Source organism: Streptomyces sp. CB01201 (assembly GCF_002803085.1).
Taxonomy (GTDB): Bacteria; Actinomycetota; Actinomycetes; order Streptomycetales; family Streptomycetaceae; genus Streptomyces; species Streptomyces hundungensis.
The window spans coordinates 421,717-443,570 of record NZ_NNBJ01000004.1 but is presented as its reverse complement, the minus strand read 5'-3'; the positions used below and the strand labels follow the sequence as shown (position 1 = coordinate 443,570).

Sequence of the window (21,854 nt, the reverse complement as noted above, 5' to 3'; positions counted from 1 at the left end):
AGAGCGCCGTCGCACTGCGTCTGTCCCGACTCGTCGCAGACGTCTACCCAGACGGACAGTTCCACATCGACCTCGCTTTGGCGGCAGGTGAAGGGGATCCAGTAGATCTGGTGCTGGAAGTTCTGCGCACAATGCGCCCCGGCGAACCGCTTCCCGAGGGTCGTGCGCAGCAACTCGCTGCGCTTCGCGCGACGCTGTCCGGCAGTAAGGTCCTCCTGTTCATCGACGATGTCGTCTCTGAGGAGGCGCTTCTTGAGGTTCTCCAGGTAGATGGACCTTTCGGCCTGGTGTGCACCAGCCGGTCAAAGCTGAGCGGGCTGACCGCTCTGGTGCAAATCATCGAGCTCGGCCCATTGCCCGACCACGCCAGCGAAGGGTTGGTTAGGGCGGTGGCCGGGCCTACTCGGCTGACCGACAGCCAGGTGAGCATGCTGGCGGAGGCGTGCGCCGGGCATCCCCTCGCCCTGCATGTGGCAGCCGCACACCTGGCACGCCGCCCCAAAGTCAGCGTCGACCGCTACCTCGAGGACATCACGAGCCCCGACCGCGGCCTGCGCGCTCTGCGGGCCGGCCAGACCGCGCTGGAGCCCGTGCTGGAGCGGAGCTACGGCGCGCTCAACCCAGAACAGGCAGATCTCTTCACTACCCTCGGGATCCTGCCGCACATTTCCATTACCCCCGACGTAGTTGCTGCAGCCATGTCGCCTCAATCTGAACTTGATGACGCTCATGTCGATGCTGCAACAGAGTTGCTGGACGCACTGTTTGAGCTCAGTCTCATCGAGCAGATCGACGAAGACCGGTTCGTATTCCACGAGATTCTGCACCGCTTCGCCCGCTTGAAAGCAGCCTCAGCCACGGCAGAACATCGAGAATCAGTTATCAGACAGACCTGCCTTGTGTTTGCTGTTCGTGTTCAGACGGCAACCGAATCTATCGGCTTCGTGGATAAAGACGCGAAGGTACCCTCGCAGGGCAATGCAGACGCTCTGCGTGTACTGAACGCCGATCGACCAAGCGCTGTCGCCATGACCGAATTGGCGGGGCAACAGCAGATGTGGGGACCAGTCGTCAGTCTCGCCTCCGACCTAACCGCCTCTCTGTGGCACGGAAGCCACTGGAGGGATCTGGGTCGGGTCTATGAGTGCGTGCTGGAAGCTGGAACCCAGTCCGCGAAACCTGAATGGACGGCATCAGCGCTGTACAACCTTGGCATGGTGGCCAGCCACCTCGGGGACACCCAGCGCGCTGCAGACCTGTATCAGCGCAGCGCAGAGACGGCACACAAGGCTGAAAATCCCTACCAGATGCACATGGCGCAGATTGCCTTGGGGACTCTGCTCATCAACCTCGGACGGGCCCGTGAGGCCATCCCATTTCTCCGCAACGGGTTGCTGTTCTGGCGAGTCATCGAGGACAACCGGATGCTGGCCCATGCCCTGGGCAATCTAGGCCAGGCCCACCTGGCAATTGGCCAGCTGCGTCGGGCCGACCAATACCTCCACAACAGCAGGAACTTGTCCCGCATGGACAGCCGTACAGAGCTTTGGAACCGTGGTGCCCTCGCCGCTCTGTTGCGCAGGACGGGTCGACTGACTGAGGCTGCCAAGGATGCCTCACTGGACATCGAGCGAGCACGAGCCGTCGGAAGCCGGGAGTGGGAGGCAAAGGCTCTGATGGAACTCGCCGAGACTCCCGCGGAGGAACGGCCGGCCTCAGCCCCCGTGCACCCCTTGCAGGACGCGCTGGCGATCTACCGGGACACCGGGGATGTTCAGGGACAGGTTCGGGCCCTGTTTCGAATCGGAAGTCAGGCCGCGGAGCGAGCAGATATCCATCAGGCCGCCGAACACCTCGGCGAATGCGCCAATCTCGCCACCGGGATCGGCGACTACGAGCACGCAGCTCGGGCGCTGGCCTACTTGGCCTCCTACCACGGAGGCATCGGTCATCTCGATGAGGCAGAAACCTACTTCGCCGACGCCCGGGACATGGCTAAGCACCTGGGGAACCCAATCGTAACCGCTCAGACTCTGCAGAAGAACGCCGAGTACCTGTGGCACCGGGGCCGGATCGGCGAGACCGTCACCTATCTGACGGAAGCAGTTCAGCTTCTGGACGGAACCGATGAGAAACGCGGCTTGGCCCAGGCAAGAGCTGCACTCGGGGAAGCTCTCATCGTCGCGGGCAGATGGCAGGAGGGCGCCCAGGCGCTGGAATCGGTGATCTCAGTGATGTCGGACGAGGCATCGCCGGCCACCCGGGCGCAGGCGTCTCGTGCCCTCGCCGTTCTCTACTCGCGCCGGGGCCTCTACAAGGAGGCGATGTCAACGATCACCAAGGCGCTCGACCAGTGTGAGCGGGCCGGCGACAGGTCGGCAGTCCTGCACTGCAGGATGGCCCTGGCCAATGTGCAAGCTCGAAACGACAGATGGAGCGAAGCCCTCGATCAGTACGACAAGGCCGCCGAACTTGCTACTGAGCAGAAGGACCTCCATGTGCTCCTCACGGCCCGCGGGATGGCTGCGGTATGCAGACTTCACGACGAGGTGAAAGAACAAGCCGTTGCCGAGATCGCCAAGCTCATCCCTGTGGCCGAGCAGTTGGGGATGCAGTCGCTCGAGGCAGCCCTTCATCTCAATGTCGGATCTCACCATGCACTCTCGCGTGATCACGAGAAGGCTGTCACTGCATTTCGTAAGGCGCTTGCTCTGATCGAGCAGCTCGACGACGCCACATTGCAGGCCCCATGCCTGCTCAACCTGGCTCGTTCCTTTCGGGTGCTTGGCGACACCGAACAAGCCCGCGCACACGCACGCCAAGCCTTCAATCTCCACGAAGAGCTCAGCGGCTGGTCAGACGCGGGCGAGGCGCTCGTGCTGCTCAGAGGGCTGCACTTGGACTCAGCACAGGACGATTCCAAAGAGCCGACAATCGAGGAATTGCTGGGCAGTGAGCAGGAAATCGACAGGCGTGTCCTGGAGGCCATCCGCGCTCGACTTCGCACTGTTGATGATGGAGCGGTCACCAAAGCAGACTGCGAGGTCAGCCATTCCGCAGTTGCCACGGGCAGAAGACAGATCAATGTCTCTGATGCCGTGAGGGAAGCGCTGTCTGGGCTTGATGTCGAACAGCTCACCGCTCACCTCGGAAACTCTCGCCAGACATGCGCTGCCTGCAACCTCTCGGTCGACGAGACGGGTGAAGCCGAATTGCTCCTCATGAAGCATCCGGGGATGGACCGCCTCATGCTTCGGTTGGCACATCCCCACTGTGTAGCCTCCAAGGTAGTCCAGCTAAAAGGGAAGGCGCCGAAAGAACCGAAGGTCGTTTTTGAGGTGGAATGCATCCTGTTCGGCAGGGACCGGGCCGGGATCATCGCCGATTGCTACGGCGGATGGGGCTCTTACCGTGACGCGCAGGTACGGGACCTCGTCCTCACGAACTACCGCGCAACCGGATTCACTGACCTGCAGAGCCTGCTCCAGATGAACGATAGTCGTCCGCTGGACCTGCGTGACGTACCTGCCGTCAACAACGGTGCCGTTCAAGCGAAACTCGAAGACAACAATCTCTCAATTACTGGCCCATCCGGCCAACTCCTGCACCGCATGCCGCTGAATTTCCTCCCCCGCTGGTATCAGAAGGCAGCCGAGGGTTCGCTGATCGTGGTGGTGGGAAGGAACCTGCAGGGCATGGCAGCCGATGATCCTTCCTACTTGGTGCGCGCCATCGCCTCGGGAAACGCAGTGGGCGGCACTGTACCGCTTACCGTGGTTCGGCCAGGCAGGAACCGCCCATGCCCATGCATGATGCGCACCGGAAGAAAGTTCAAGCACTGCTGCGGGCGCATCGCTGTCGCGAAGTAACCTGCAGTCCGCACACAGTCCGCGAGACACCCGCTCGCGACCGTCGCAGCCCATCGCCTGTAATCAAGAAAAGGCCAGGTCAGCGTCCCGTAGCGGTGATCGCTGCAGGTCACCGACCCGGCCCATTACTTGGAGACCAAGAAGGCCTGATCCAGGCCGAGTTCGCAGGCCGGGCACCTTCGGGCACCCGAGCACCCGCGAATCGAGAAGGGCCCGACCGGGGTTGCCCGGGCGGGCCCTTTCGGTGTCTGCCGCGCGGTGGGGCGGACGCCGGCTGAAGGGGCGGGGCGGCCGGATTCGAACCGGCGTCCTCCTCCATGCTGTGTAGGCGCACTACCTCTGTGCTACGACCCCGCCTTGATCGGCATCCTAGGCCGCCCGCAGTGCGGCGCCTAGCGGTTTTCGAGGGCGCTCAGCCACCTCCGCGTCTCGCGCGGCGCCGTGAAGCGGAGGGTGTGCAGCGGGGTGAAGGCGGGGTCGGTGGTGAGGGCCGCCAGGGCCGCTCTGCGGGAGGCGTACTGGGACCAGGCCCAGCGGGCCGGGTGGTCGGGGCGGAACCACTCCGTCAGGGTCTCCCGGTTGCCGTGGAAGATCCGCTCGCGCAGTACGGTCCGGCGCAGCGAGCGGCGCAGTACGCGCGGCATCACGACGCGCCTGGGGTAGTCCAGCCAGAGCACCGTGTCGGCCCGCTCCCACAACAGGGGGCGGACCTCCGGGGTGCCGTACGAGTCCAGCACCCACGCCGGGGTGGCCGCGATCTCGGCCACCCGGGTCGCGAAGCGCGGGTCCTCGGCCCAGCCCGGGCCGGCGAAGTGCAGGGCGTCCACCTCGTGGTACGGCAGGTCGAGCCGCTCGCCCAGGGCTCGGGCCAGGGTGGACTTGCCGGCTCCGGTGCTGCCGACCACGAGAACGCGCCGCATCGGGGCAGGCTATCCCGCGCGGAATTCGGTTGGCCGGGCGAGGGCCCGCGCCTACCCTGGCGCGCGTGACGGATCAGATGCGTACGCCCCGGTGTCAGGTGATCGTGCTCAACGGCGGTTCCAGTTCCGGCAAGTCCGGAATCGTCCGGTGTTTGCAGGCCGTGCTGCCCGGCGCCTGGCTCGCCTTCGGTGTGGACTCTGTGGACGCGGCCATGCCCGCCTCGCTCCGCGGTGAAGGCGGTCTGGAGATCGGGGCGGACGGCACGGTGACCGTGGGCCCCGACTACCGCCGGCTCTCGGACGCCTGGGCGCACGGAGTGGCCGCGATGGTGCGGGCCGGCGCCCAGGTGGTGCTCGACGAGGTCTTCCTGGACGGCGCCGACGGCCAGAAGCGCTGGCAGCACGCCCTCGACGGACTCGACGTGCTCTGGGTCGGGGTGCGCTGCGACCCCGATACGGCCGCCGGCCGCGAGACCGCCCGCGGTGACCGCGCCCCCGGCATGGCCCGCGGCCAGGCCGAGTCCGTGCATGTGGGGGTGCGGTACGACATCGAGGTGGACTCGGCGGGTACGGAGTCCATGGCGTGCGCCCTGCTGATCGCCGATCGGTACGCCCGGCACACCCGAGGCAGCCACTGAGTCCGCCTTCCGGGAAGCGGGCCGGGCCCGGCGCGACGTGGATGCGTACGCTTCGGGGCGGACGGTCTCGCGGTCGGGGCGCGTGACCACCGGCACACCGCACAGGGCCGTCCTCCGGGTTAGGTTCGAGGGCATGGACCCTCTGGAGCCCCCGTACCCCCGGCTTCTCGTCGATCCCTACGAGCCGGTGTTCCGCTTCTACGAGGCCGTGCTGCCGGACCTCACCGGATGCACCCTCGCCCGCGGCAACGCCGCTTCCGGCTATGCCAGTTGGGACACGAGCGACGGCCGCACCGCGCTCGCCCTGTTCACCCGCGCGGCGATGGTCGCCGCCCTCGGCGAGGACCGGGTGCCGGGCGGAGGCGCGTCCCTGGTGATCCACGTGGCCACGCGTGACGCCCTCGACGCCGCGGTCTCGCTGTGCGCGAAGGCGGGCGGCACCGTGGCCGCCCCCGCCCGCGATCTGCCGCAGTGGGGTCCGGGAATGCGCGCCGCGCATGTCCTGGACCCGGCCGGGAACCTGGTGGAGCTCCAGACGTACTGAACCGTCCCGCGCTCACGGGGCACCTGCGCGGGGTGCGGGCGCTCCTCAGGCGAGGCCGCGCCGCACCAGACCCACCACCTCCTCCTCCGTCAGCCCCAACTCCCTTGCCTGCCGGACCAGTTCACGCACCTGTTGCATCAATGCCGCCCGCCGCCGGGCGCCCGCGTCGTCCACGACGACCGCGCCGCGGCCCCGGCGCAGCTCGATCAGGCCCTCCTCGCGCAGGCGCTGGTAACCCCTGAGCACCGTATGGAGGTTGACACCGAGGGAGTCGGCCAGCGAGCGGGCGGAGGGCAGGCGCTCGCCCGGGGTCACCGTGCCCTCGGCGATCGCCCCGCGCACCGAGGCCGCGATCTGGTCGCCGAGCGGCTGGGGCGAGGCGGGGTCCACACGGAAGAGCATCAGCCACTCGCCCTCTCGCGCAGGACCAGTGCGTTCAGAAGGGCGGCGGCCGTCCCTGCGTCGTCCACCGTCACCGCGAACTCCCGTCCGTCCGTGCGCCGTATGACGATCGCCTCGCCGGAGCGCAGCATGAGACCCGACCTGCCCGGACGCATCCGATAGCCCCAACCCCCGTACTCCGCAGCGACCTTGATGTCGCGGCTGACCGCCCGGGTCACGTCGGACAGCGGGATCCGGATCCGCGGCCAGGGCAGCACGGTGGGCCGCGCGGTCAGGCCGCGCCGGTCGACGGTGACGTACGGGCAGGAGAAGGCGAGACACACCACGGCGCCGAAGAGCGCGCCGACCGCACTGCTCCAGCCACCGACGTACAGCAGCACGCTTCCGGCGACGAGCAGCACCGCCCCGCAGCCGAGGAGCACCCGCGAGGGCGCCCGCCGCATCCACCCGGCCAACTCGCCCTCGGCCAGGTCGAGATGCGGGGCCCCGCCGGAGGGCGGGCCCGCGGGCGACATGGCGGCCGGCACCGGCGAGGGCACGGGCAGCAGCCGGCCGAGCGCCGCCGCGAGCGCCGCCACGCCCACGCCGGCGGCGAGCTGCCACAGCGGCAGCCGTACCCGCGCCGGGTCCGTCGCGTCCGCGTTGGCGAGCAGCGTGGCGGCCAGGAGGTGGCCCACGAACCCGGCGGTCGCGAACCCGGCGGCGTTCAGCCACCGGAGCCGGCGCACGCCGTGCTGCCCGGCAGCCATCAGGACGGCCCACAGCGCGCCGAGCCCGAGGTGCAGCACGCACGCGAAGAGCACGGTGGAGCCGCGGCTCTGGGTGCCGTCGGAACTGCCGTTCGCGGTGAAGTGACTGGCCAGCGGGTCGGGCAGCCGGTCCCGGAGAAGTGCGTACAGCGTCAGGTCGACGGCCAGAGCGAGCAGGAACGGCAGCACGGCGAGAGCCGCCAAGCGGTAGCGGACACGGTTCATCGAAGCCTCCTTGTTTGCATAGTAGTAGAACAATGCAAGTGCGCGCATGGAGTCCAACTCACCTCGGTCCAGGCCCGGATGGAACATCCCGTGACAACAGAGCGGCCGCCGTGCACCGGGGAGTCGGACGGACTCCCCGATGCGCGGCGGCCGCGGGAGGAAGGACGAGTGGACGGTGCTATATGGCGTCCAGGGCGGACGGCTGGAGGCTTGAACCGGAGGGGAGTTGGCGCCGGATGTCGGCGAGCACCGAGCCGAAGTCGAGTTCGGCCCGCCCGCTGGCGTACACCGCTCCCCCGAAGTGCAGGGCGACCCCGAGGTCGGGCTCCGGCGGCTTCAGGGAGAGCAGGCAGCTGAGGGTGGCTTCCTGGACGGCGCCGTCGTCCGAGGCGATGGGAACGGGCATGTCCCATTCGAGTACGAAGTCACGGAGGTTCCCGCCGTCGAGCGCGAACGTGCCGCTCTCCGCCGGTATCCCCGGTACCGGGCCGAGCGAGTCGAAGCTGGCTCCGGCGAAGTCGACCCCCCTGATGCGGGTCCGCAGTTGCGTCCCGTCGGTGGTGATCGTCAGCGCTTCTGATCCTAGGCGGTCTCGATACCAACCCGCCCATGACTGTGGTGTCATGGGCGGAGATTAGCGGCGTAACCTGCCGCTCGTCACAGGGGGTGACCGAAATGAGTGTTACCGCTTCCTTGCGCACTTCCGCACGAGCGTCCGTTGTCGCGTGAACGGGGCTCGTTCAACTCGTCGCTCCGAGGGGTGAATTGGGTGGAAGTGGGCGGGATTCCGGCACGCCCGCCGGCACCGGGTACGTGCTGAGGGCGTCTGTTCGAGCCCTTCGGCAACGGGGCCGCATCAACCCGCCGGCGCCAGGACGGAATTGGACCTCTCGGCCCAGCGCACGGCCGGGCCCAGCGCGAGGCCGGCACCGAGGAACAGGGCGCCGAGCAGCAGCCAGCCGGGCACGCCCCAGTCGATGACGAGCGCGGTGAGCAGCAGCGGGCCGAGCATCCTGGCCAGCGGGACACCCATGCCGAAGAAGCCTTGGTACTGGCCCTGTTGGTCGGCCGGGGCGAGGTCGAAGCCGATCTGCCAGGCGCCCGCGGACTGCATCATCTCGCCCGCCACCTGGAGCCCGCCCGCGACCAGGAGCACGGCCACGGCGCCCCAGGGGGACGCTCCGGCGGCGCTGAGCGCGAACGCCGCGCAGGAGGCCAGCATCAGCACTCCGCCGCGCGCGACGGTCCGCCGGGCGCTGGAGAGGTCATGGACGGCGGAGGCGGTCCGCACCTGGAAGAGCATCACCGCACCGGTGTTGAGCACGAGCAGCGCGGACACCAGCCAGCCCGGGGCGTCGGTGCGGGTGACCGTCCACAGCGGGACGGCGAGACTGATCAGCGGCATCCGCAGCAGGAGCAGGGTGTTGAGGAGGGTGATCACGGCGTACGGGCGGTCGCGCAGCACGGCGAACCGCGGTCCCCCGCCGGGCGCTACGGGCGTGGGCGGCACCTGGGGCAGCCGGCGCAGGGCGAGCGCGCAGAACAGGAAGGCCAGGGCGTCCAGGGCGAACACGGCGAGATAGGCGGTGCGGGTGCCGTAGTGCAGGGCCACCCCGCCGACCGCGGCGCCGACGGCGAGCCCGGCGTTCAGCGTGGACTGGAGGTGCGCGAGGACCTGGGTGCGGTCCCGGCGGTCGACGAGCGCGGACAGGAGCGCCTGGCGGGCGGCGGAGAGTCCGGTCTGCGCGGTCGCGTAGCAGCACGCGGCAAGGACGAAGGGGAGGAAGCCGCGGACGAACAGGAAGGACGCGACCGAGGCGCCCGTGGCCGCGGCGAGCAGGACGGCGACGCCCCGCGGGCCGCGCCGGTCGGCGAGCTGCCCGAGCGGCACCCCGGCGAGCGCCCCGACCGCCCAGGCGAGGGTCAGGCCGAGGCCTATGCGGGTGGCCGGGAGGCCGACGACCCGGCTGAAGTACAGCGCCGAGGTGACCAGGAAGGCGCCGTCGCCGAGGGAGTTGACGAGCTGAGCCGCGGCGAGACCGCGGGCGGGGCCTGCGGGCGGCAGGAGGCGGGAGGTCATGTGCTCATCAAACCAAGCCCAATGGCCCAGGGGTGGGGCCACTTGCCATCGGCTTCAGTGGGCCACTTTCCGCTCGGTCGGACCACGCTCGGCTCGGGCCCGGGCCGCCTTCCGCTCGGGCCGGGCCTTCCACTCGGACGGACCGCCTTCGCCCCGGCGGGCCGCCCTCCGCATGGGCGGTCCACGCTCGGCCCGGGCCGGCCGCTGCGCGGGATCAGCGGGTGCGGCGGGTCACGAACTCGGCCAGGGCGAGCAGTTCGCCCGCGGCGGTGAGGTCGGGCACCGCCCGTGAGAGGTGGTCGACGGCCCGGGCCATCCGGTCGGCGGCGTGCATCTGGGCCCAGTCGCGGCCACCCGCGCGATCCACCGCGTCCGCCGCCCTGCGGACCGCTTCGGCCCCCATCGGGCCCCGGTACAGCTCGGCGAGCTCGGCCGCCGCCGGAGTGCCCGAGTTGAGGGCGGCGACGACCGGGAGCGACTTCTTGTGCGCGGCGAGATCCGCGCCCGCGGGCTTCCCCGTGCGCCCGGGGTCGCCCCAGATGCCGATGAGGTCGTCGATGAGCTGGAAGGCGAGCCCGGCCTCCCGGCCGAACGCGTCCATCGCCGCGACCTCCTCGTCGCCCGCGCCCGCGTACAGCGCGCCCAGCGCGCACGCGCAGCCGAGCAGGGCGCCGGTCTTGGCCATCGCCATGGCGAGGCACTCGTCGAGCGAGACGTCCTGCGGGCCGCGCCCCTCGAAGGCGCAGTCGGCCTGCTGGCCCGCGCAGAGTTCGATGACGCAGGCCGCGATGCGCGCCGAGGCCGCCCCGGAGGCCGGGTGGCCGTCGTCGGCGATCAGCCGGAGCGCGAGGGCGAACAGCGCGTCCCCGACGATGATGGCGTCCGGGGTACCGAAGACCGTCCAGGCGGTCGGGCGGTGCCGCCGGGTGGCATCCTCGTCGATGACGTCGTCGTGCAGCAGCGTGAAGTTGTGGACGAGCTCGACGGCCGCGGCGGCCCGTACCGCCGCCTCCGGCCGGCCGCCGAACGCCGTGGCCGCGGCGAGGACGAGGGCCGGGCGTATCGCCTTGCCCGACTGGCCGCCGGACGGGGTCCCGTCCGCGTGCTCCCAGCCGAAGTGGTACATCGCCACCCGCCGCATGGAGCCGGGCAACGACTCGACGGTGGTGCGCAGTTGGGGGTTGACGACGGTACGGGCCCGCTCCAGGAGATCGCCGGCCTCGCGGCCCTCCATGGCTTCCGGCATGGCCAACTAGGGTGCCCTTCCTGGGAGTTGACGGCGAAGCCGGGCGCACCGGGGTCGGCACGCCCGGACCGGAGGCTCACCGCCAGCGGCTGACCTCGACGTTCTCCAGCACACCGAGCGCGTCGGGCACCAGGATCGCGGCCGAGTAGTACGCCGTGACCAGGTACGAGATGATCGCCTGCTCGTCGATGCCCATGAAGCGGACCGACAGGCTCGGCTCGATCTCGTCCGGGATGCCGGACTGCTGGAGTCCGATCACGCCCTGCTCGGCCTCGCCGGTACGCATGCAGATGATCGAGGTCGTACGCGCGTCGCTGACCGGGATCTTGTTGCACGGGAAGATCGGCACCCCGCGCCAGGCGGGCACGTGGTGTCCCGCGACCTCCACCGACTCCGGCACCAGGCCGCGCTTGTTGCACTCGCGCCCGAAGGCGGCGATGGCGCGCGGGTGCGCGAGGAAGAGCTTGGAGCCGCGCCGCCGCGAGAGCAGCTCGTCCATGTCGTCGGGGCTGGGCACGCCGTCGTGCGGCTGGAGGCGCTGCTCGTAGTCGCAGTTGGTCAGGAGGCCGAACTCCCGGTTGTTGATGAGCTCGTGCTCCTGGCGCTCGCGCAGCGCCTCGACCGTGAGCCGCAACTGCTGCTCGGTCTGGTTCATCGGCTGGTTGTAGAGGTCGGCGACGCGGCTGTGGACCTTCAGGACGGTCTGCGCGACGGAGAGTTCGTACTCGCGGGGCGAGCCCTCGTAGTCGACGTAGGTGTGCGGGATGATCGCTTCGCCCACGTGGCCGGCGGACAGGTCGATCGCGGCTTCGCCGTAGTGGTTGGTGCGCTGCTCGGGCAGCCCCGACACCGTGGCGAGGTGATCGTGCAGCGACTCGGAGCGCTCCGCGAGGTTGAGCACGTCGGCCCGGCTCAGGACGAGCACGGTGCACCCGGTGGTGGCGCGGTAGGTGCACTCCCAGACGGCGTCGCCGGAGACGAGCGCGTCCTCACCGAAGTGCGCCCCGTCCGCGAGGAAGCCCAGCTCCGTCTCGTCGCCGTACTGGCCGGTGCCGATCTTCTCGACCCGGCCGTGCGCGAGCAGGTACACCCGGTCGGCCACATCGCCCGCGGTGGCGATGACCTCGCCCGCCGCGTACTCGCGCTGCTCGCACCGGTTGGCGAGCTCGCTCAGCGCCGCCTCGTCCTCGTAGTCCCGCAGCGCGGGCAGCTCGCCCAGCTCGGCGGGGATGACCGCGACCCGCTCACCGGTCTGGACGAAGGTGATCCTGCCGTCCCCCACCGAATAGCTGAGGCGTCGGTTGACCCGGTACGTACCGCCCTGCACCTGCACCCATGGCAGCATCCGCAGCAGCCAACGGGAGGTGATCTCCTGCATCTGGGGGGCGGACTTGGTGGTGGTCGCCAAGTTCCGCGCGGCGGCTGTGCCGAGACTCTGCTGGGTGCGGTTCTCGGGACCTGCCTCGACCGACATGTGACTCCTTCTGAGCGCTCTCACGATCTTCAAGCTGACTGCGCCGAGAACACTTCCAGCACGGAGAGTCCCGGCGCCATTACTCAAATGAGTGGGATTAGAACATCGACGGCCCGGGCAGCCGTTCTCCTTTAACTTGCAGCCAAGATGCAAGTTATCTACGATTCACGGCATGCGGCTCACCAGATTCACCGACCTGGCACTGCGCGTCCTGATGCGTCTCGCGGTCATCGAGAACGCGGCCGGCCAGGCCCCGCCGACCACACGCGAGGTGGCGGACTCGATGCGCATCCCGTACACGCACACCGCGAAGGTCGTCGCACGGCTCCAGCACCTGGGCCTGATCGAGGCGCGACGCGGCCGGGGCGGCGGGCTCGCGGTCACCGCGGCGGGCCATCTCGCCTCCGTGGGCGGCCTGGTGCGCGAACTCGAAGGCCCGGGTGACGTCGTGGAGTGCGAGGGCGCGACGCCCTGCCCGCTGGCCGCGGCCTGCCGGTTGCGCCGGGCCCTGCACCGCGCGCAGGAGGCGTTCTACGAATCCCTGGACGAACTCACCGTGGACGATCTGGTGACCGCGCCGACCGGCCCCCTGCTGCTCGGCATCACCAGCCGCTGACAGCACCCCGGACGGGGCGGCACCCCTCGTCCCCCACAACTTTAAATACGCATTTCATATGCCGATTACGTCGATCTGTCAGAGCCCCACCCGGAACCAGAGATGTTGACCAAGAGGAGCCCCTCGATGTTGTCCGAAAAGTCGACCGCGACCGTCCGCGCCACTCTGCCCGCCGTCGGGGCGGCCATCGGAACCATCACCGAGCGCTTCTACGAGCGCCTCTTCGCGGACCGCCCCGAGCTGCTTCGCGACCTGTTCAACCGGGGCAACCAGGCGGCCGGACTGCAGAAGCAGGCACTCGCCGGTTCCATAGCCGCGTTCGCGACCCACCTGGTGGATCACCCGGAGGACCGCCCCGACGTGATGCTGAACCGCATCGCCCACAAGCACGCCTCGCTCGGCGTCACCGCCGGCCAGTACGAACTCGTCCACCGGCACCTCTTCGCCGCGATCGCCGAGGTGCTCGGGGAGGCGGCCACCGCCGAGGTCGCCGAGGCCTGGGACGAGGTGTACTGGCTGATGGCGAACGCCCTGACCGGCATCGAGGCCCGGCTCTACGCGGAGCAGAACGTGCTCGCCGGGGACGTGTGGCGCGAGTGGACGGTGGCCGGCCGCACCGAGGAGACCGCCGACTGCGCCACCTTCCGGCTGCGCACCGCCGACGGGTCCCCCGCCCCCGCCTTCAAGCCCGGCCAGTACGTCTCCGTCCAGGTCGAACTCCCCGACGGCGCACGCCAGATACGCCAGTACAGCCTCACCTCGGCACCCGGGGGCGAGCTCCGCTCGATCACGGTCAAGCGCGTCGAGGGCGACCCGGACGGTGAGGTTTCCGGCCACCTGCACACCCACGTCCGCGAGGGCGACCGGCTGCGCGTCTCGGCACCGTACGGCGATCTCGTGCTCGAAGCGGACGGGGCCCCGCTGCTGCTCGCCTCCGCCGGGATCGGCTGTACGCCGATGGTGGCGATGCTGGAGCAGCTGGCGGCCGACGGCCACCGCGCCCCGGTGACCGTGGTGCACGCCGACCGCTCCCCCGCCGAGCACGCGCTGCGCGGGGCCCATACCGCCCTCACGTCCGAACTCCCGGACGCGGCAGCGCACTTCTGGTACGAGACCCCCGAGCCGGGCCATCCGGCGGACCGCACGGGCCTGGTCGATCTGACGCGGCTGCCGGTCGCGCCCGGGACCCGCGCCTACCTCTGCGGGCCGCTCCCGTTCATGCGCGCGATCCGCACCCAGCTCCTCGCCAAGGGGGTCAGGGCGGCCGACATCCACTACGAGGTGTTCGGCCCCGACCTGTGGCTGGCCCAGGACTGAGCGCCTTCGGGACGGCGGGCGGCCTGTCCGGATCGGATCGCACGGCAAAACGAACAGATCGCCCCATAGCGGGAGTTGGGGTACAAGCGGTACGAGACGTTCCGCACCGCTCTGGAAGGGAGCCGGCCATGGCCCCACCCATGTCCGCAGACCAATTCCTCGCCGCCCTGCGCGCCGAGGGCCTCCGCGTCGTCGAGGTAGGCCAGTGGCGCACCCACAACCGGGCCGGCCACGGCGGCTGGGGTCCGATCAACGGCGTAGTCATCCACCACACCGCGACCAGCGGCGCCGACGCCACGGTCCGCATCTGCTACGACGGCTACGACTCCCTGCCCGGCCCGCTCTGCCACGGGGTGATCACCAAGGACGGCACGGTCCACCTCGTCGGCAACGGCCGCGCCAACCACGCGGGCGCGGGCGACTCCAACGTGCTGCGCGCGGTGATCGCCGAGAAGCGGCTGCCGCCGCCGCTGACCAACGACACCGACGGGAACACGCACTTCTACGGATTCGAGTGCGAGAACCTGGGTGACGGCAAGGATCCCTGGCCGGCGGCCCAGCTCGACGCCGTCGAGAAGGCGGCCGCGGCCGTGTGCCGCCACTACGGCTGGACCGAGCGTTCGGTCATCGGCCACAAGGAGTGGCAGGTCGGCAAGATCGACCCGCGCGGCTTCACGATGGACTGGCTGCGGGAACGCGTGCACGAGCGCCTGAAGTGACGGCAGGTGGCTGAAGCGGCGGCAGACGGCTGCTGTGGCAGCGGGTGACCGACGTGACAATGGGTGCATGACCCCCGAAGCGCTCGCCCCCCGCCTCCCCTCCCCCCTCCAGGAGGTGACGGACGAGCGCTTCGGCCGGTACGGGGTGCGGCTACTGCTCAAGCGGGACGATCTGATCCACCCCGACCTGATCGGCAACAAGTGGCGCAAGCTGGTGCCGAACCTGCGCGCCGCGGCCGGCCGGCCGGTCCTCACCTTCGGCGGCGCCTACTCCAACCACCTCCGCGCGACCGCCGCGGCGGGGCGGCTCCTCGGCTTCCCCACGTTCGGCGTCGTACGGGGTGACGAACTGGCCGGCCGGCCGCTCAACCCGTCGCTCGCACAGTGCGCGGCGGACGGCATGCGGCTCCACTTCGTGGACCGCGCGACCTATCGCTGCAAGTCCGACCCGGAGGTCCTGGCGGGTCTCCTGGACCTCCTCTCACCCCGGGCGTACGTCGTGCCGGAGGGCGGCAGCAACTCCCTCGCGGTGCGCGGCTGTACGGAGCTGGGGGCGGAGCTGCGCGGCCTGACGGACGTGGTCGCGGTGGCCTGCGGCACCGGCGGCACCCTGGCCGGCCTCGCCGCCGGCCTCGCCCCTGCCCAGCGGGCGATCGGCGTGCCGGTCCTGAAGGGCGGCTTCCTCGGCGAGGAGGTCCGCGCGCTCCAGGACGCGGCCTTCGGCGGGCCCCGGGGCGCCTGGACCCTGGCCGACCGCTTCCACTTCGGGGGGTACGGGCGCGTACCCCCCGAACTCGACGCGTTCGCGCGGGACTTCGAGGGGCGGCACGGGGTGGGGGTGGAGCGGGTGTACGTGGCGAAGCTGCTGTTCGCGCTGCGGGAGCTGGCGGAGGAGGGGGTGTTCGCCCCCGGCACGACGCTGGCGGCGGTCATCACCGGCCGCCCCTGAACCGCCCCACCGGGCCGGGCCGCGATGCGCGGGCCGGGATGCGCCGGGACTCCGCCTCGGAACCCGGTTCTGGCCCGCGAGTTCGGCCGCTGACCGTGCGTGGCCGGTCGCGCAGTTCCCCGCGCCCCTAGGCGGCACCGGTGCTGGGCACCGGCCCTCAAGGCCTTGGGGGAGATTGGGGACGAGCGCCCTTGAGGCGCGACCGGGGTCTGGGGCGGAGCCCCAGGGGGTCAGGTGTCGGCGTCGCGGTAGGCCGCCGCCTCTTCCAGGTCCAGCCTGCGCAGCAACGTCCGCATCATCTCGTCGTCAATACGGCGATCGTCCCGAAGCGACACGAACACCTTCCGCTCCGCCTCGATCATCTCCCGCGACAACCGCCGGTACGTCGCGTCCGCCGACTCCCCCGTCACCTCGTTGACCGCCCCGAGCCGCTCCCACACCGCGTTGCGCCGCCGCTCAAGGACCGTCCGCAGCCGGTCCGCGAGCGGCGGCGGCAGCGTGCTGCGCGGGTCGGCGAGCAGCTCGTCCAGGCGCGCCTCGGCCGCCTGGGACGCCTCGCTCTGGGCCTGCGCCTCGGCCAGCGTCTCGGCCTGGGTGTCCCGCCCGGGGAGCTTCAGGAGGCGGATCAGCGGCGGCAGGGTCAGGCCCTGCACGACCAGCGTGCCGATGACCGTGGTGAAGGTCAGGAACAGCACCAGGTTGCGTGCCGGGAAGGCCGAACCGTCCGCCGTCGTCAGCGGGATCGAGAAGGCGATGGCCAGCGAGACCACCCCGCGCATCCCGGCCCACCCCACGATCACGGGCGCCGTCCAGTCCGTCTCCGGCTCGCGGCGACGGATCTTCTCGGACAGGGCGCGCGGCAGGAACGTCGCCGGGAAGACCCACACGAAGCGGGCCAGCACCACCAGGACGAACACCCCGATCGCGTACCAGACCGCCTCGCCGACCCCGTACTCCCCAAGTCCCTTGAGAACCACCGGCATTTGCAGACCGATCAGCGCGAACACCGCCGATTCGAGGAGGAAGGAGACCATCTTCCAGACCGCCTCCTCCTGGAGCCGGGTGGCGAAGTCCACCTGCCAGGACCGGTGGCCGAGGTAGAGGGCGACGACCACCACGGCCAGCACCCCGGACGCCCCGACCTGCTCGGCCGCCGCGTACGCGACGAACGGGATGAGCAGCGACAGCGTGTTCTGGAGGAGCGCCTCGCGCAGATGGCGGCGCAGCCAGTGGAGCGGCAGCATCAGGACGAGCCCCACCCCGACCCCGCCGATCGAGGCGAGCGCGAACTCCTTGATCCCGCCGCCCCAGGTGGCGCCCGCACCGACCGCGGCCGCGAGCGCCACCTTGTACGCGGTGATCGCGGTCGCGTCGTTCACCAGGGACTCGCCCTGGAGGATCGTGGTGATACGGCTCGGCAGCCGCAGCCGGCGCGCGATGGCGGTGGCGGCGACGGCGTCCGGCGGCGCGATCACCGCACCGAGCACCAGCGCGGCCGTCAGCGGCAGATCGGGCACCAGGAGGTAGGCGAGATAGCCCACCGCCACCGTCGCGAACAGCGTGTAGCCGACCGAAAGCAGCGCCACCGGCCGCAGGTTGGCCCGCAGATCGAGGTAGGAGCTCTCCAGCGCGGCCGTGTGCAGCAGCGGCGGCAGCACGAGCGGCAGCACGATGTGCGGGTCGAGGGTGTAGGCGGGCACCCCGGGCACGTACGCCCCGATCAGTCCCACCGCCACCAGGAGCAGCGGCGCGGGAACCGGCGTCCTGCGGGCGGCCCCCGCGACCGCCGCGCTCGCCGCGATCAGCCCCACCAGCGGCAATGCATCCATCAGATCCGTCCGTCCCCGTCCACCAGCGCCCCGCGCTCCGTCGTAACCTGGCCATCATGAGCGAGTGTCCGCACGTTGCAGAACTGCCGCGCCCCGAGCCGGCCCCGCTGAACGACACCTGCCCGGAGTGCCTGAAGGACGGTACGCACCCCGTACAGCTGCGTCTGTGCCTGGTCTGCGGGCACGTGGGCTGCTGCGACTCCTCGCCGCACCAGCACGCCACGGGCCACTTCAAGGAGACCGGTCACGCGGTGATGCGGACCTTCGAGCCCGGCGAGAGTTGGCGCTGGTGCTTCGTGGACGGCCTGCTGGTGTGAGAGCGGCCTCCCGCGTTCCCCGTCCGATGCGCGAGGGACGTACGGGAAGGTTCGAAGCGCCCGCCGCCTGGGTACGTCAACCCGGTCCCGCTTCACCGCAATTGGGCACTGCAAACCTCTAGCCACTGTCCGTACTCATAGGCTTACCATGAGTGACAGCCGCCGGGAGAGCTCCCGGCGACAGGGCACCATGGATCGCGATAGCGTCGCCAGTCCAGGTACGGACCCCGTACCCACGGCCCCGGGACCTCCCCCCTCCTTGGGCCTCGACAGAGCTTGTGCCACCTTGGAGGTGAGGGTGTCCCAGATCGCAGGCGAGCCCGGGAATCAGGACTTCGTGGAAGTCCGGCTGCCGGCCGCGGGTGCCTACCTGTCGGTGCTGCGTACGGCCACGGCCGGACTCGCGGCACGTTTGGACTTCACCCTCGACGAGATCGAGGATCTGCGCATCGCGGTCGACGAGGCCTGCGCGATCCTGCTCCAGCAGGCCGTTCCAGGTTCCGTACTGAGTTGCGTCTTCCGCCTCGTGGACGACTCACTGGAGGTCACCGTCTCGGCGCCGACCACCGACGGCCGGGCCCCGGAGCGCGACACCTTCGCGTGGACGGTGCTCTCCGCCCTGGCCGGCAAGGTGGAATCCACCGTCGCCGATGACCGTACGGTCTCCATCAGCCTGTACAAACAGCGCGGCGCGGGACCCGGACCGGCGTGAGCGGGGAGGGTCCGGTGCGGGACGGCGAGCGCACTCCGGAAGCGGTACGCCCCGTGGGCATTCCGGAGCAGCAGGCCCGGCCGCACCCGGTGGACAGCCCTGTGGATGGCCCAGATGGCGTTTTGTACGCGGCGGAGCAGGCAGAGCGGGCGGCCCTTATGAGCGAGCACATCGAGCACAGGCATCACGATCCACACGATCGCAGCGGGGCGCGGGCGATGTTCATCGAGCTGCGCAAGCTGCCCGACGGCTCGTCCGAGAAGGCGGAGCTGCGCAATCAGCTGGTCCGGATGCACCTGCCACTGGTCGAGCACCTGGCCCGGCGCTTCCGCAACCGTGGCGAGCCGCTCGACGATCTGACGCAGGTCGCCACGATCGGTCTGATCAAGTCGGTGGACCGGTTCGACCCCGAGCGGGGCGTCGAGTTCTCGACGTACGCGACCCCCACCGTCGTCGGCGAGATCAAGCGGCACTTCCGTGACAAGGGCTGGGCGGTACGGGTGCCGCGCCGGCTCCAGGAACTGCGGCTCGCGCTCACCACGGCGACGGCGGAGCTGTCCCAGCAGCACGGCCGCTCGCCCACGGTGCACGAACTGGCCGAGCGGCTCGGCATCTCGGAGGAAGAGGTGCTGGAGGGCCTGGAGTCGGCCAACGCCTATTCCACGCTCTCCCTCGACGTGCCGGACACGGACGACGAGTCGCCCGCGGTCGCGGACACCCTCGGCGCGGAGGACGAGGCGCTGGAAGGCGTCGAGTACCGCGAGTCTCTCAAACCACTGCTTGAGGACCTGCCGCCGCGAGAGAAGCGGATCTTGCTGCTCCGGTTCTTCGGCAACATGACCCAGTCGCAGATCGCGCAGGAGGTCGGCATCTCACAGATGCACGTCTCGCGGCTGCTTGCCCGCACACTGGCCCAGCTTCGGGAGAGGCTCCTCGTGGAGGAGTAGCGGGTTTCTCGCACAGGACGCGGTCGGCCGCTCCTTCACCGGGAGGGGCCGGGGTCCGGGGGCTCACCCGCGGACCCCTTCGTGTTCGCGCTCACGCGTCCCGCATCGGCCCGCGGATGCCCAGCGCCCGGGTGGTCGCCGGGTTCACCAGGAGCACCAGACCGGTGATCGCGACCGCGGCGAGCGCGATGCCGGCCGGGATCCAGGGCGCCCCGTCCGAATTGAGGAACATCCAGGCCACGGGCAGCGCCATGATCTGGGTGATCATGGCGGGGCCCCGGCTCCAGCTGCGGCGGCGCAGCAGACCGCGGGCGGCGATCAGCGGGATCAGACCGAGGACCACCAGGGTCAGGCCGCCCATTTCGGCCTGGGTGGGCTTGTCGGGCTTGCCGGTCAGGCCCAGCACGAGCATGAAGAGGCCACCGGCGACCAGGGCGAGCCCTTCCAGCGCGGACACTGCCGCCGCGGCGGTCAGCCGGCCGGGGCGCGGTTCGGCGGGGGCTTCGGGGGTCTGCTCAGTACTCACCCGGCCAGGGTAGCCCGGTCGCGGGGGCCCGCCCCGGGGCGGGCGGTCCGGCCCAGGTGCGCCTCGGTACCCCCCGGTAGGTAGTCTGGCGCCCATGCGTGCACTCCTCGTGGTCAACCCGGCGGCTACCACCACCAGTGCGCGTACGCGTGACGTCCTCATTCACGCGCTGGCCAGCGAGATGAAGCTGGAAGCGGTCACCACCGAGTACCGCGGGCACGCGAAGGACCTCGGCCGGCGGGCCGCCGAGAGCAATGACATCGATCTCGTGGTGGCGCTCGGTGGCGACGGCACGGTCAACGAGGTCGTGAACGGTCTGCTGCACAACGGGCCGAGCCCCGAACTCCCCGAATTCGCCGTGGTTCCCGGCGGTTCGACGAATGTGTTCGCGCGGGCGCTCGGTCTGCCCAATGACGCCGTGGAGTCGACCGGTGTCATTCTCGACGCGCTGCGCGAGGACCGCAGCCGCACGGTGAGTCTGGGTCTCGCCTCCGGGGTGGCCGGCACCGTCGACGAGGGCGTACCGGAACGCTGGTTCACTTTCTGTGCCGGATTCGGATTCGACGCGGGTGTGGTGGGCCGGGTCGAACAGCAGAGGGAGCGCGGCAAGCGCTCCACGCACGCGCTCTATTTGCGCCAGGTGGCGCGCCAGTTCTTCGGCGAGCCCCATCGCAGACACGGCCAGATCACGCTGGAGCGGCCCGGCGCCGACCCCGTCGAGGATCTCGTCCTCTCGATAGTCTGCAACACCTCCCCCTACACCTACCTGGGCAATCGTCCGCTGTACGCGTCCCCCGAGGCCTCCTTCGAGGCGGCCCTCGACGTCCTGGCCCTGACGAAGATGACCACGCCCACGGCGACCCGCTACGCGACCCAGCTGCTCACTTCGACCCCCGATCGGGGTCCGCACGGCAAGCACGCCGTATCACTGCACGACCTGACGGACTTCACCTTGCATTCCAAGGCCCCGCTCCCCTTCCAGATGGACGGCGACCACCTTGGTCTGCGTACGAGCGTGGCGTTCACAGGCGTACGCCGTGCACTGCGTGTGATTGTGTGAGTGGAAGGGCCCAAAGTCCTTTCACTCGAACGTTTAGGCTGGCATCCACCCCATGGAAGTACGACTGTGACCCAGTCGACACCGAGGAATCCAAAAAAACTTTCCTGAAGGGGTTGTATCCGCCGCCGAGGTTTGCGAATCTCTACATGGCGATCGGGACGGCCCGCAACACCGGCCTCCACTGAAAGCCAGAACCCCTCCTCAATCAAGGACCACCACCAGTCCAACTGGAAGATGGCCCTTCCCTTGTTGAGGGATTCGTGAAAGCGTTCACATTCACAAGCACCCCCCTGCACGTAACACCAAGAGAGGTAGCAGCCATGGACTGGCGTCACAACGCCGTTTGTCGTGAGGAAGACCCCGAGCTGTTCTTCCCCATCGGCAACACCGGTCCTGCGCTGCTGCAGATCGAGGAAGCCAAGGCCGTCTGCCGCCGCTGCCCCGTCATGGAGCAGTGCCTGCAGTGGGCGCTTGAGTCCGGCCAGGACTCCGGCGTCTGGGGTGGCCTCAGCGAGGACGAGCGCCGCGCGATGAAGCGCCGTGCCGCTCGCAACCGGGCGCGCAACGCGACCGCCTGAGCCCCCACTTCCCGCCTTAGCAACGCGCGGCGCGTACAGAGCGTACGCACTCACCGCCCCCCGAGCCGCAGCGCGCAGCAGTAACCCACAGCATTCGAGCCCCGAACCGTGTCTCACGGTTCGGGGCTCGCTGCTGT

General features: G+C 69.9%; 21 protein-coding genes and 1 tRNA gene. 12 read left to right on the top strand and 10 right to left on the bottom strand.

Translation table 11 applies throughout. The annotated features are described in order from the left end of the window. Positions 1-110 precede the first annotated feature (110 nt). A complete protein-coding gene (locus CG740_RS12175; RefSeq protein ID WP_234376200.1) occupies positions 111-3,869 on the top strand; it encodes a tetratricopeptide repeat protein in 3,759 nt (1,252 codons plus the stop codon). Positions 3,870-4,150: 281 nt separating this feature from the next. On the opposite strand, the gene CG740_RS12170 is transcribed toward CG740_RS12175, so the two are convergent. After that, positions 4,151-4,225: transfer RNA gene (locus CG740_RS12170), tRNA-Ala, on the bottom strand. A gap of 36 nt (positions 4,226-4,261) precedes the next feature. Next, entirely contained in the window at positions 4,262-4,789 is a 528-nt protein-coding gene (locus tag CG740_RS12165) for an adenylate kinase (RefSeq protein WP_100575061.1), read from the bottom strand. Positions 4,790-4,887: 98 nt separating this feature from the next. Between CG740_RS12165 and cpt the strand changes: the two genes are divergently transcribed. Together cpt and CG740_RS12155 are read left to right on the top strand one after the other, a co-directional pair. After that, entirely contained in the window at positions 4,888-5,427 is a 540-nt protein-coding gene (gene cpt, locus CG740_RS12160; RefSeq protein ID WP_100575060.1) for a chloramphenicol phosphotransferase CPT, read from the top strand. A gap of 133 nt (positions 5,428-5,560) precedes the next feature. Then, on the top strand, positions 5,561-5,971 hold the full coding sequence (locus tag CG740_RS12155; RefSeq protein ID WP_100575059.1) for a glyoxalase/bleomycin resistance/extradiol dioxygenase family protein: 411 nt from the start codon (positions 5,561-5,563) through the stop codon (positions 5,969-5,971). A 45-nt stretch (positions 5,972-6,016) separates the two neighbouring features. Here the strand turns inward: CG740_RS12155 and CG740_RS12150 are convergent, their stop codons facing one another. From CG740_RS12150 to CG740_RS12125, 6 genes are all read right to left on the bottom strand, one after another. Beyond that, on the bottom strand, positions 6,017-6,373 hold the full coding sequence (locus CG740_RS12150) for a GntR family transcriptional regulator (RefSeq protein ID WP_100575058.1): 357 nt from the start codon (positions 6,371-6,373) through the stop codon (positions 6,017-6,019). Further along, positions 6,373-7,347, bottom strand: a complete 975-nt coding sequence (locus CG740_RS12145) for a DUF1648 domain-containing protein (RefSeq protein ID WP_100575057.1) — start codon at positions 7,345-7,347, stop codon at positions 6,373-6,375. Before CG740_RS12145 ends, CG740_RS12150 begins: the two co-directional genes overlap by 1 nt. A gap of 178 nt (positions 7,348-7,525) precedes the next feature. Continuing rightward, on the bottom strand, positions 7,526-7,972 hold the full coding sequence (locus tag CG740_RS12140; protein WP_100575056.1) for a DUF6304 family protein: 447 nt from the start codon (positions 7,970-7,972) through the stop codon (positions 7,526-7,528). A gap of 231 nt (positions 7,973-8,203) precedes the next feature. Beyond that, on the bottom strand, positions 8,204-9,427 hold the full coding sequence (locus CG740_RS12135) for an MFS transporter (RefSeq protein ID WP_100575055.1): 1,224 nt from the start codon (positions 9,425-9,427) through the stop codon (positions 8,204-8,206). 214 nt (positions 9,428-9,641) lie between these two features. Next, entirely contained in the window at positions 9,642-10,673 is a 1,032-nt protein-coding gene (locus tag CG740_RS12130; RefSeq protein WP_100575054.1) for a family 2 encapsulin nanocompartment cargo protein polyprenyl transferase, read from the bottom strand. Between the two features lie 76 nt (positions 10,674-10,749). Continuing rightward, on the bottom strand, positions 10,750-12,147 hold the full coding sequence (locus tag CG740_RS12125; RefSeq protein WP_100575053.1) for a family 2B encapsulin nanocompartment shell protein: 1,398 nt from the start codon (positions 12,145-12,147) through the stop codon (positions 10,750-10,752). A 172-nt stretch (positions 12,148-12,319) separates the two neighbouring features. Here CG740_RS12125 and CG740_RS12120 point away from each other — a divergent pair, with 172 nt between their 5' ends. The 4 genes from CG740_RS12120 (at position 12,320) to CG740_RS12105 (ending at position 15,748) form a co-directional block, all read left to right on the top strand. Next, a complete protein-coding gene (locus CG740_RS12120) occupies positions 12,320-12,763 on the top strand; it encodes an RrF2 family transcriptional regulator (protein ID WP_100575052.1) in 444 nt (147 codons plus the stop codon). 126 nt (positions 12,764-12,889) lie between these two features. Next, complete coding sequence (locus CG740_RS12115) at positions 12,890-14,080, top strand: globin domain-containing protein (RefSeq protein ID WP_100575051.1); 1,191 nt, start codon at positions 12,890-12,892, stop codon at positions 14,078-14,080. Between the two features lie 128 nt (positions 14,081-14,208). Then, positions 14,209-14,799, top strand: a complete 591-nt coding sequence (locus CG740_RS12110) for an N-acetylmuramoyl-L-alanine amidase (protein ID WP_100575050.1) — start codon at positions 14,209-14,211, stop codon at positions 14,797-14,799. 67 nt (positions 14,800-14,866) lie between these two features. Beyond that, a complete protein-coding gene (locus CG740_RS12105; RefSeq protein ID WP_100575049.1) occupies positions 14,867-15,748 on the top strand; it encodes a 1-aminocyclopropane-1-carboxylate deaminase/D-cysteine desulfhydrase in 882 nt (293 codons plus the stop codon). 230 nt (positions 15,749-15,978) lie between these two features. Here CG740_RS12105 and CG740_RS12100 read toward each other — a convergent pair whose 3' ends face one another. Then, complete coding sequence (locus CG740_RS12100) at positions 15,979-17,577, bottom strand: Na+/H+ antiporter (protein WP_100575048.1); 1,599 nt, start codon at positions 17,575-17,577, stop codon at positions 15,979-15,981. Between the two features lie 56 nt (positions 17,578-17,633). On the opposite strand from CG740_RS12100, the gene CG740_RS12095 reads away from it, so the two are divergent. The 3 genes from CG740_RS12095 (at position 17,634) to CG740_RS12085 (ending at position 19,553) form a co-directional block, all read left to right on the top strand. Further along, positions 17,634-17,894 carry a UBP-type zinc finger domain-containing protein gene (locus CG740_RS12095; protein ID WP_100575047.1) on the top strand — a complete coding sequence of 87 codons (261 nt, stop codon included), beginning with the start codon at positions 17,634-17,636 and terminating at the stop codon, positions 17,892-17,894. A 298-nt stretch (positions 17,895-18,192) separates the two neighbouring features. After that, positions 18,193-18,606: an anti-sigma regulatory factor gene (locus tag CG740_RS12090; protein ID WP_096626001.1), complete on the top strand. Its 414-nt coding sequence runs from the start codon at positions 18,193-18,195 to the stop codon at positions 18,604-18,606. Continuing rightward, positions 18,603-19,553, top strand: coding sequence for an RNA polymerase sigma factor SigF (locus CG740_RS12085; RefSeq protein ID WP_100575046.1), 951 nt, complete (start codon positions 18,603-18,605; stop codon positions 19,551-19,553). The genes CG740_RS12090 and CG740_RS12085 overlap by 4 nt, the downstream gene beginning before the upstream one ends. Before the next feature lie 91 nt (positions 19,554-19,644). Here CG740_RS12085 and CG740_RS12080 read toward each other — a convergent pair whose 3' ends face one another. Further along, positions 19,645-20,079 carry a hypothetical protein gene (locus tag CG740_RS12080; RefSeq protein WP_100575045.1) on the bottom strand — a complete coding sequence of 145 codons (435 nt, stop codon included), beginning with the start codon at positions 20,077-20,079 and terminating at the stop codon, positions 19,645-19,647. A 94-nt stretch (positions 20,080-20,173) separates the two neighbouring features. Between CG740_RS12080 and CG740_RS12075 the strand changes: the two genes are divergently transcribed. Both CG740_RS12075 and CG740_RS12070 read left to right on the top strand, forming a co-directional pair. Next, positions 20,174-21,139, top strand: coding sequence for a diacylglycerol/lipid kinase family protein (locus CG740_RS12075; RefSeq protein WP_100575044.1), 966 nt, complete (start codon positions 20,174-20,176; stop codon positions 21,137-21,139). A gap of 320 nt (positions 21,140-21,459) precedes the next feature. Then, positions 21,460-21,717 (top strand): WhiB family transcriptional regulator, encoded by a 258-nt coding sequence (locus tag CG740_RS12070; RefSeq protein ID WP_004937597.1) that lies wholly within the window; start codon positions 21,460-21,462, stop codon positions 21,715-21,717. Positions 21,718-21,854: the final 137 nt, after the last annotated feature.

Excerpts from the sequence above, each read along its gene's own strand:
- CG740_RS12145 (WP_100575057.1), bottom strand. The coding sequence starts at position 7,347 with ATGAACCGTGTCCGCTACCGCTTGGCGGCTCTCGCCGTGCTGCCGTTC.
- CG740_RS12100 (WP_100575048.1), bottom strand. The coding sequence starts at position 17,577 with ATGGATGCATTGCCGCTGGTGGGGCTGATCGCGGCGAGCGCGGCGGTC.
- CG740_RS12115 (WP_100575051.1), top strand. The coding sequence starts at position 12,890 with ATGTTGTCCGAAAAGTCGACCGCGACCGTCCGCGCCACTCTGCCCGCC.
- CG740_RS12155 (WP_100575059.1), top strand. The coding sequence starts at position 5,561 with ATGGACCCTCTGGAGCCCCCGTACCCCCGGCTTCTCGTCGATCCCTAC.
- CG740_RS12105 (WP_100575049.1), top strand. The coding sequence starts at position 14,867 with ATGACCCCCGAAGCGCTCGCCCCCCGCCTCCCCTCCCCCCTCCAGGAG.
- CG740_RS12150 (WP_100575058.1), bottom strand. The coding sequence starts at position 6,373 with ATGCTCTTCCGTGTGGACCCCGCCTCGCCCCAGCCGCTCGGCGACCAG.
- CG740_RS12110 (WP_100575050.1), top strand. The coding sequence starts at position 14,209 with ATGGCCCCACCCATGTCCGCAGACCAATTCCTCGCCGCCCTGCGCGCC.
- CG740_RS12140 (WP_100575056.1), bottom strand. The coding sequence starts at position 7,972 with ATGACACCACAGTCATGGGCGGGTTGGTATCGAGACCGCCTAGGATCA.
- CG740_RS12095 (WP_100575047.1), top strand. The coding sequence starts at position 17,634 with ATGAGCGAGTGTCCGCACGTTGCAGAACTGCCGCGCCCCGAGCCGGCC.
- CG740_RS12165 (WP_100575061.1), bottom strand. The coding sequence starts at position 4,789 with ATGCGGCGCGTTCTCGTGGTCGGCAGCACCGGAGCCGGCAAGTCCACC.
- CG740_RS12070 (WP_004937597.1), top strand. The coding sequence starts at position 21,460 with ATGGACTGGCGTCACAACGCCGTTTGTCGTGAGGAAGACCCCGAGCTG.
- CG740_RS12120 (WP_100575052.1), top strand. The coding sequence starts at position 12,320 with ATGCGGCTCACCAGATTCACCGACCTGGCACTGCGCGTCCTGATGCGT.
- CG740_RS12125 (WP_100575053.1), bottom strand. The coding sequence starts at position 12,147 with ATGTCGGTCGAGGCAGGTCCCGAGAACCGCACCCAGCAGAGTCTCGGC.
- CG740_RS12130 (WP_100575054.1), bottom strand. The coding sequence starts at position 10,673 with ATGCCGGAAGCCATGGAGGGCCGCGAGGCCGGCGATCTCCTGGAGCGG.
- CG740_RS12075 (WP_100575044.1), top strand. The coding sequence starts at position 20,174 with ATGCGTGCACTCCTCGTGGTCAACCCGGCGGCTACCACCACCAGTGCG.
- CG740_RS12135 (WP_100575055.1), bottom strand. The coding sequence starts at position 9,427 with ATGACCTCCCGCCTCCTGCCGCCCGCAGGCCCCGCCCGCGGTCTCGCC.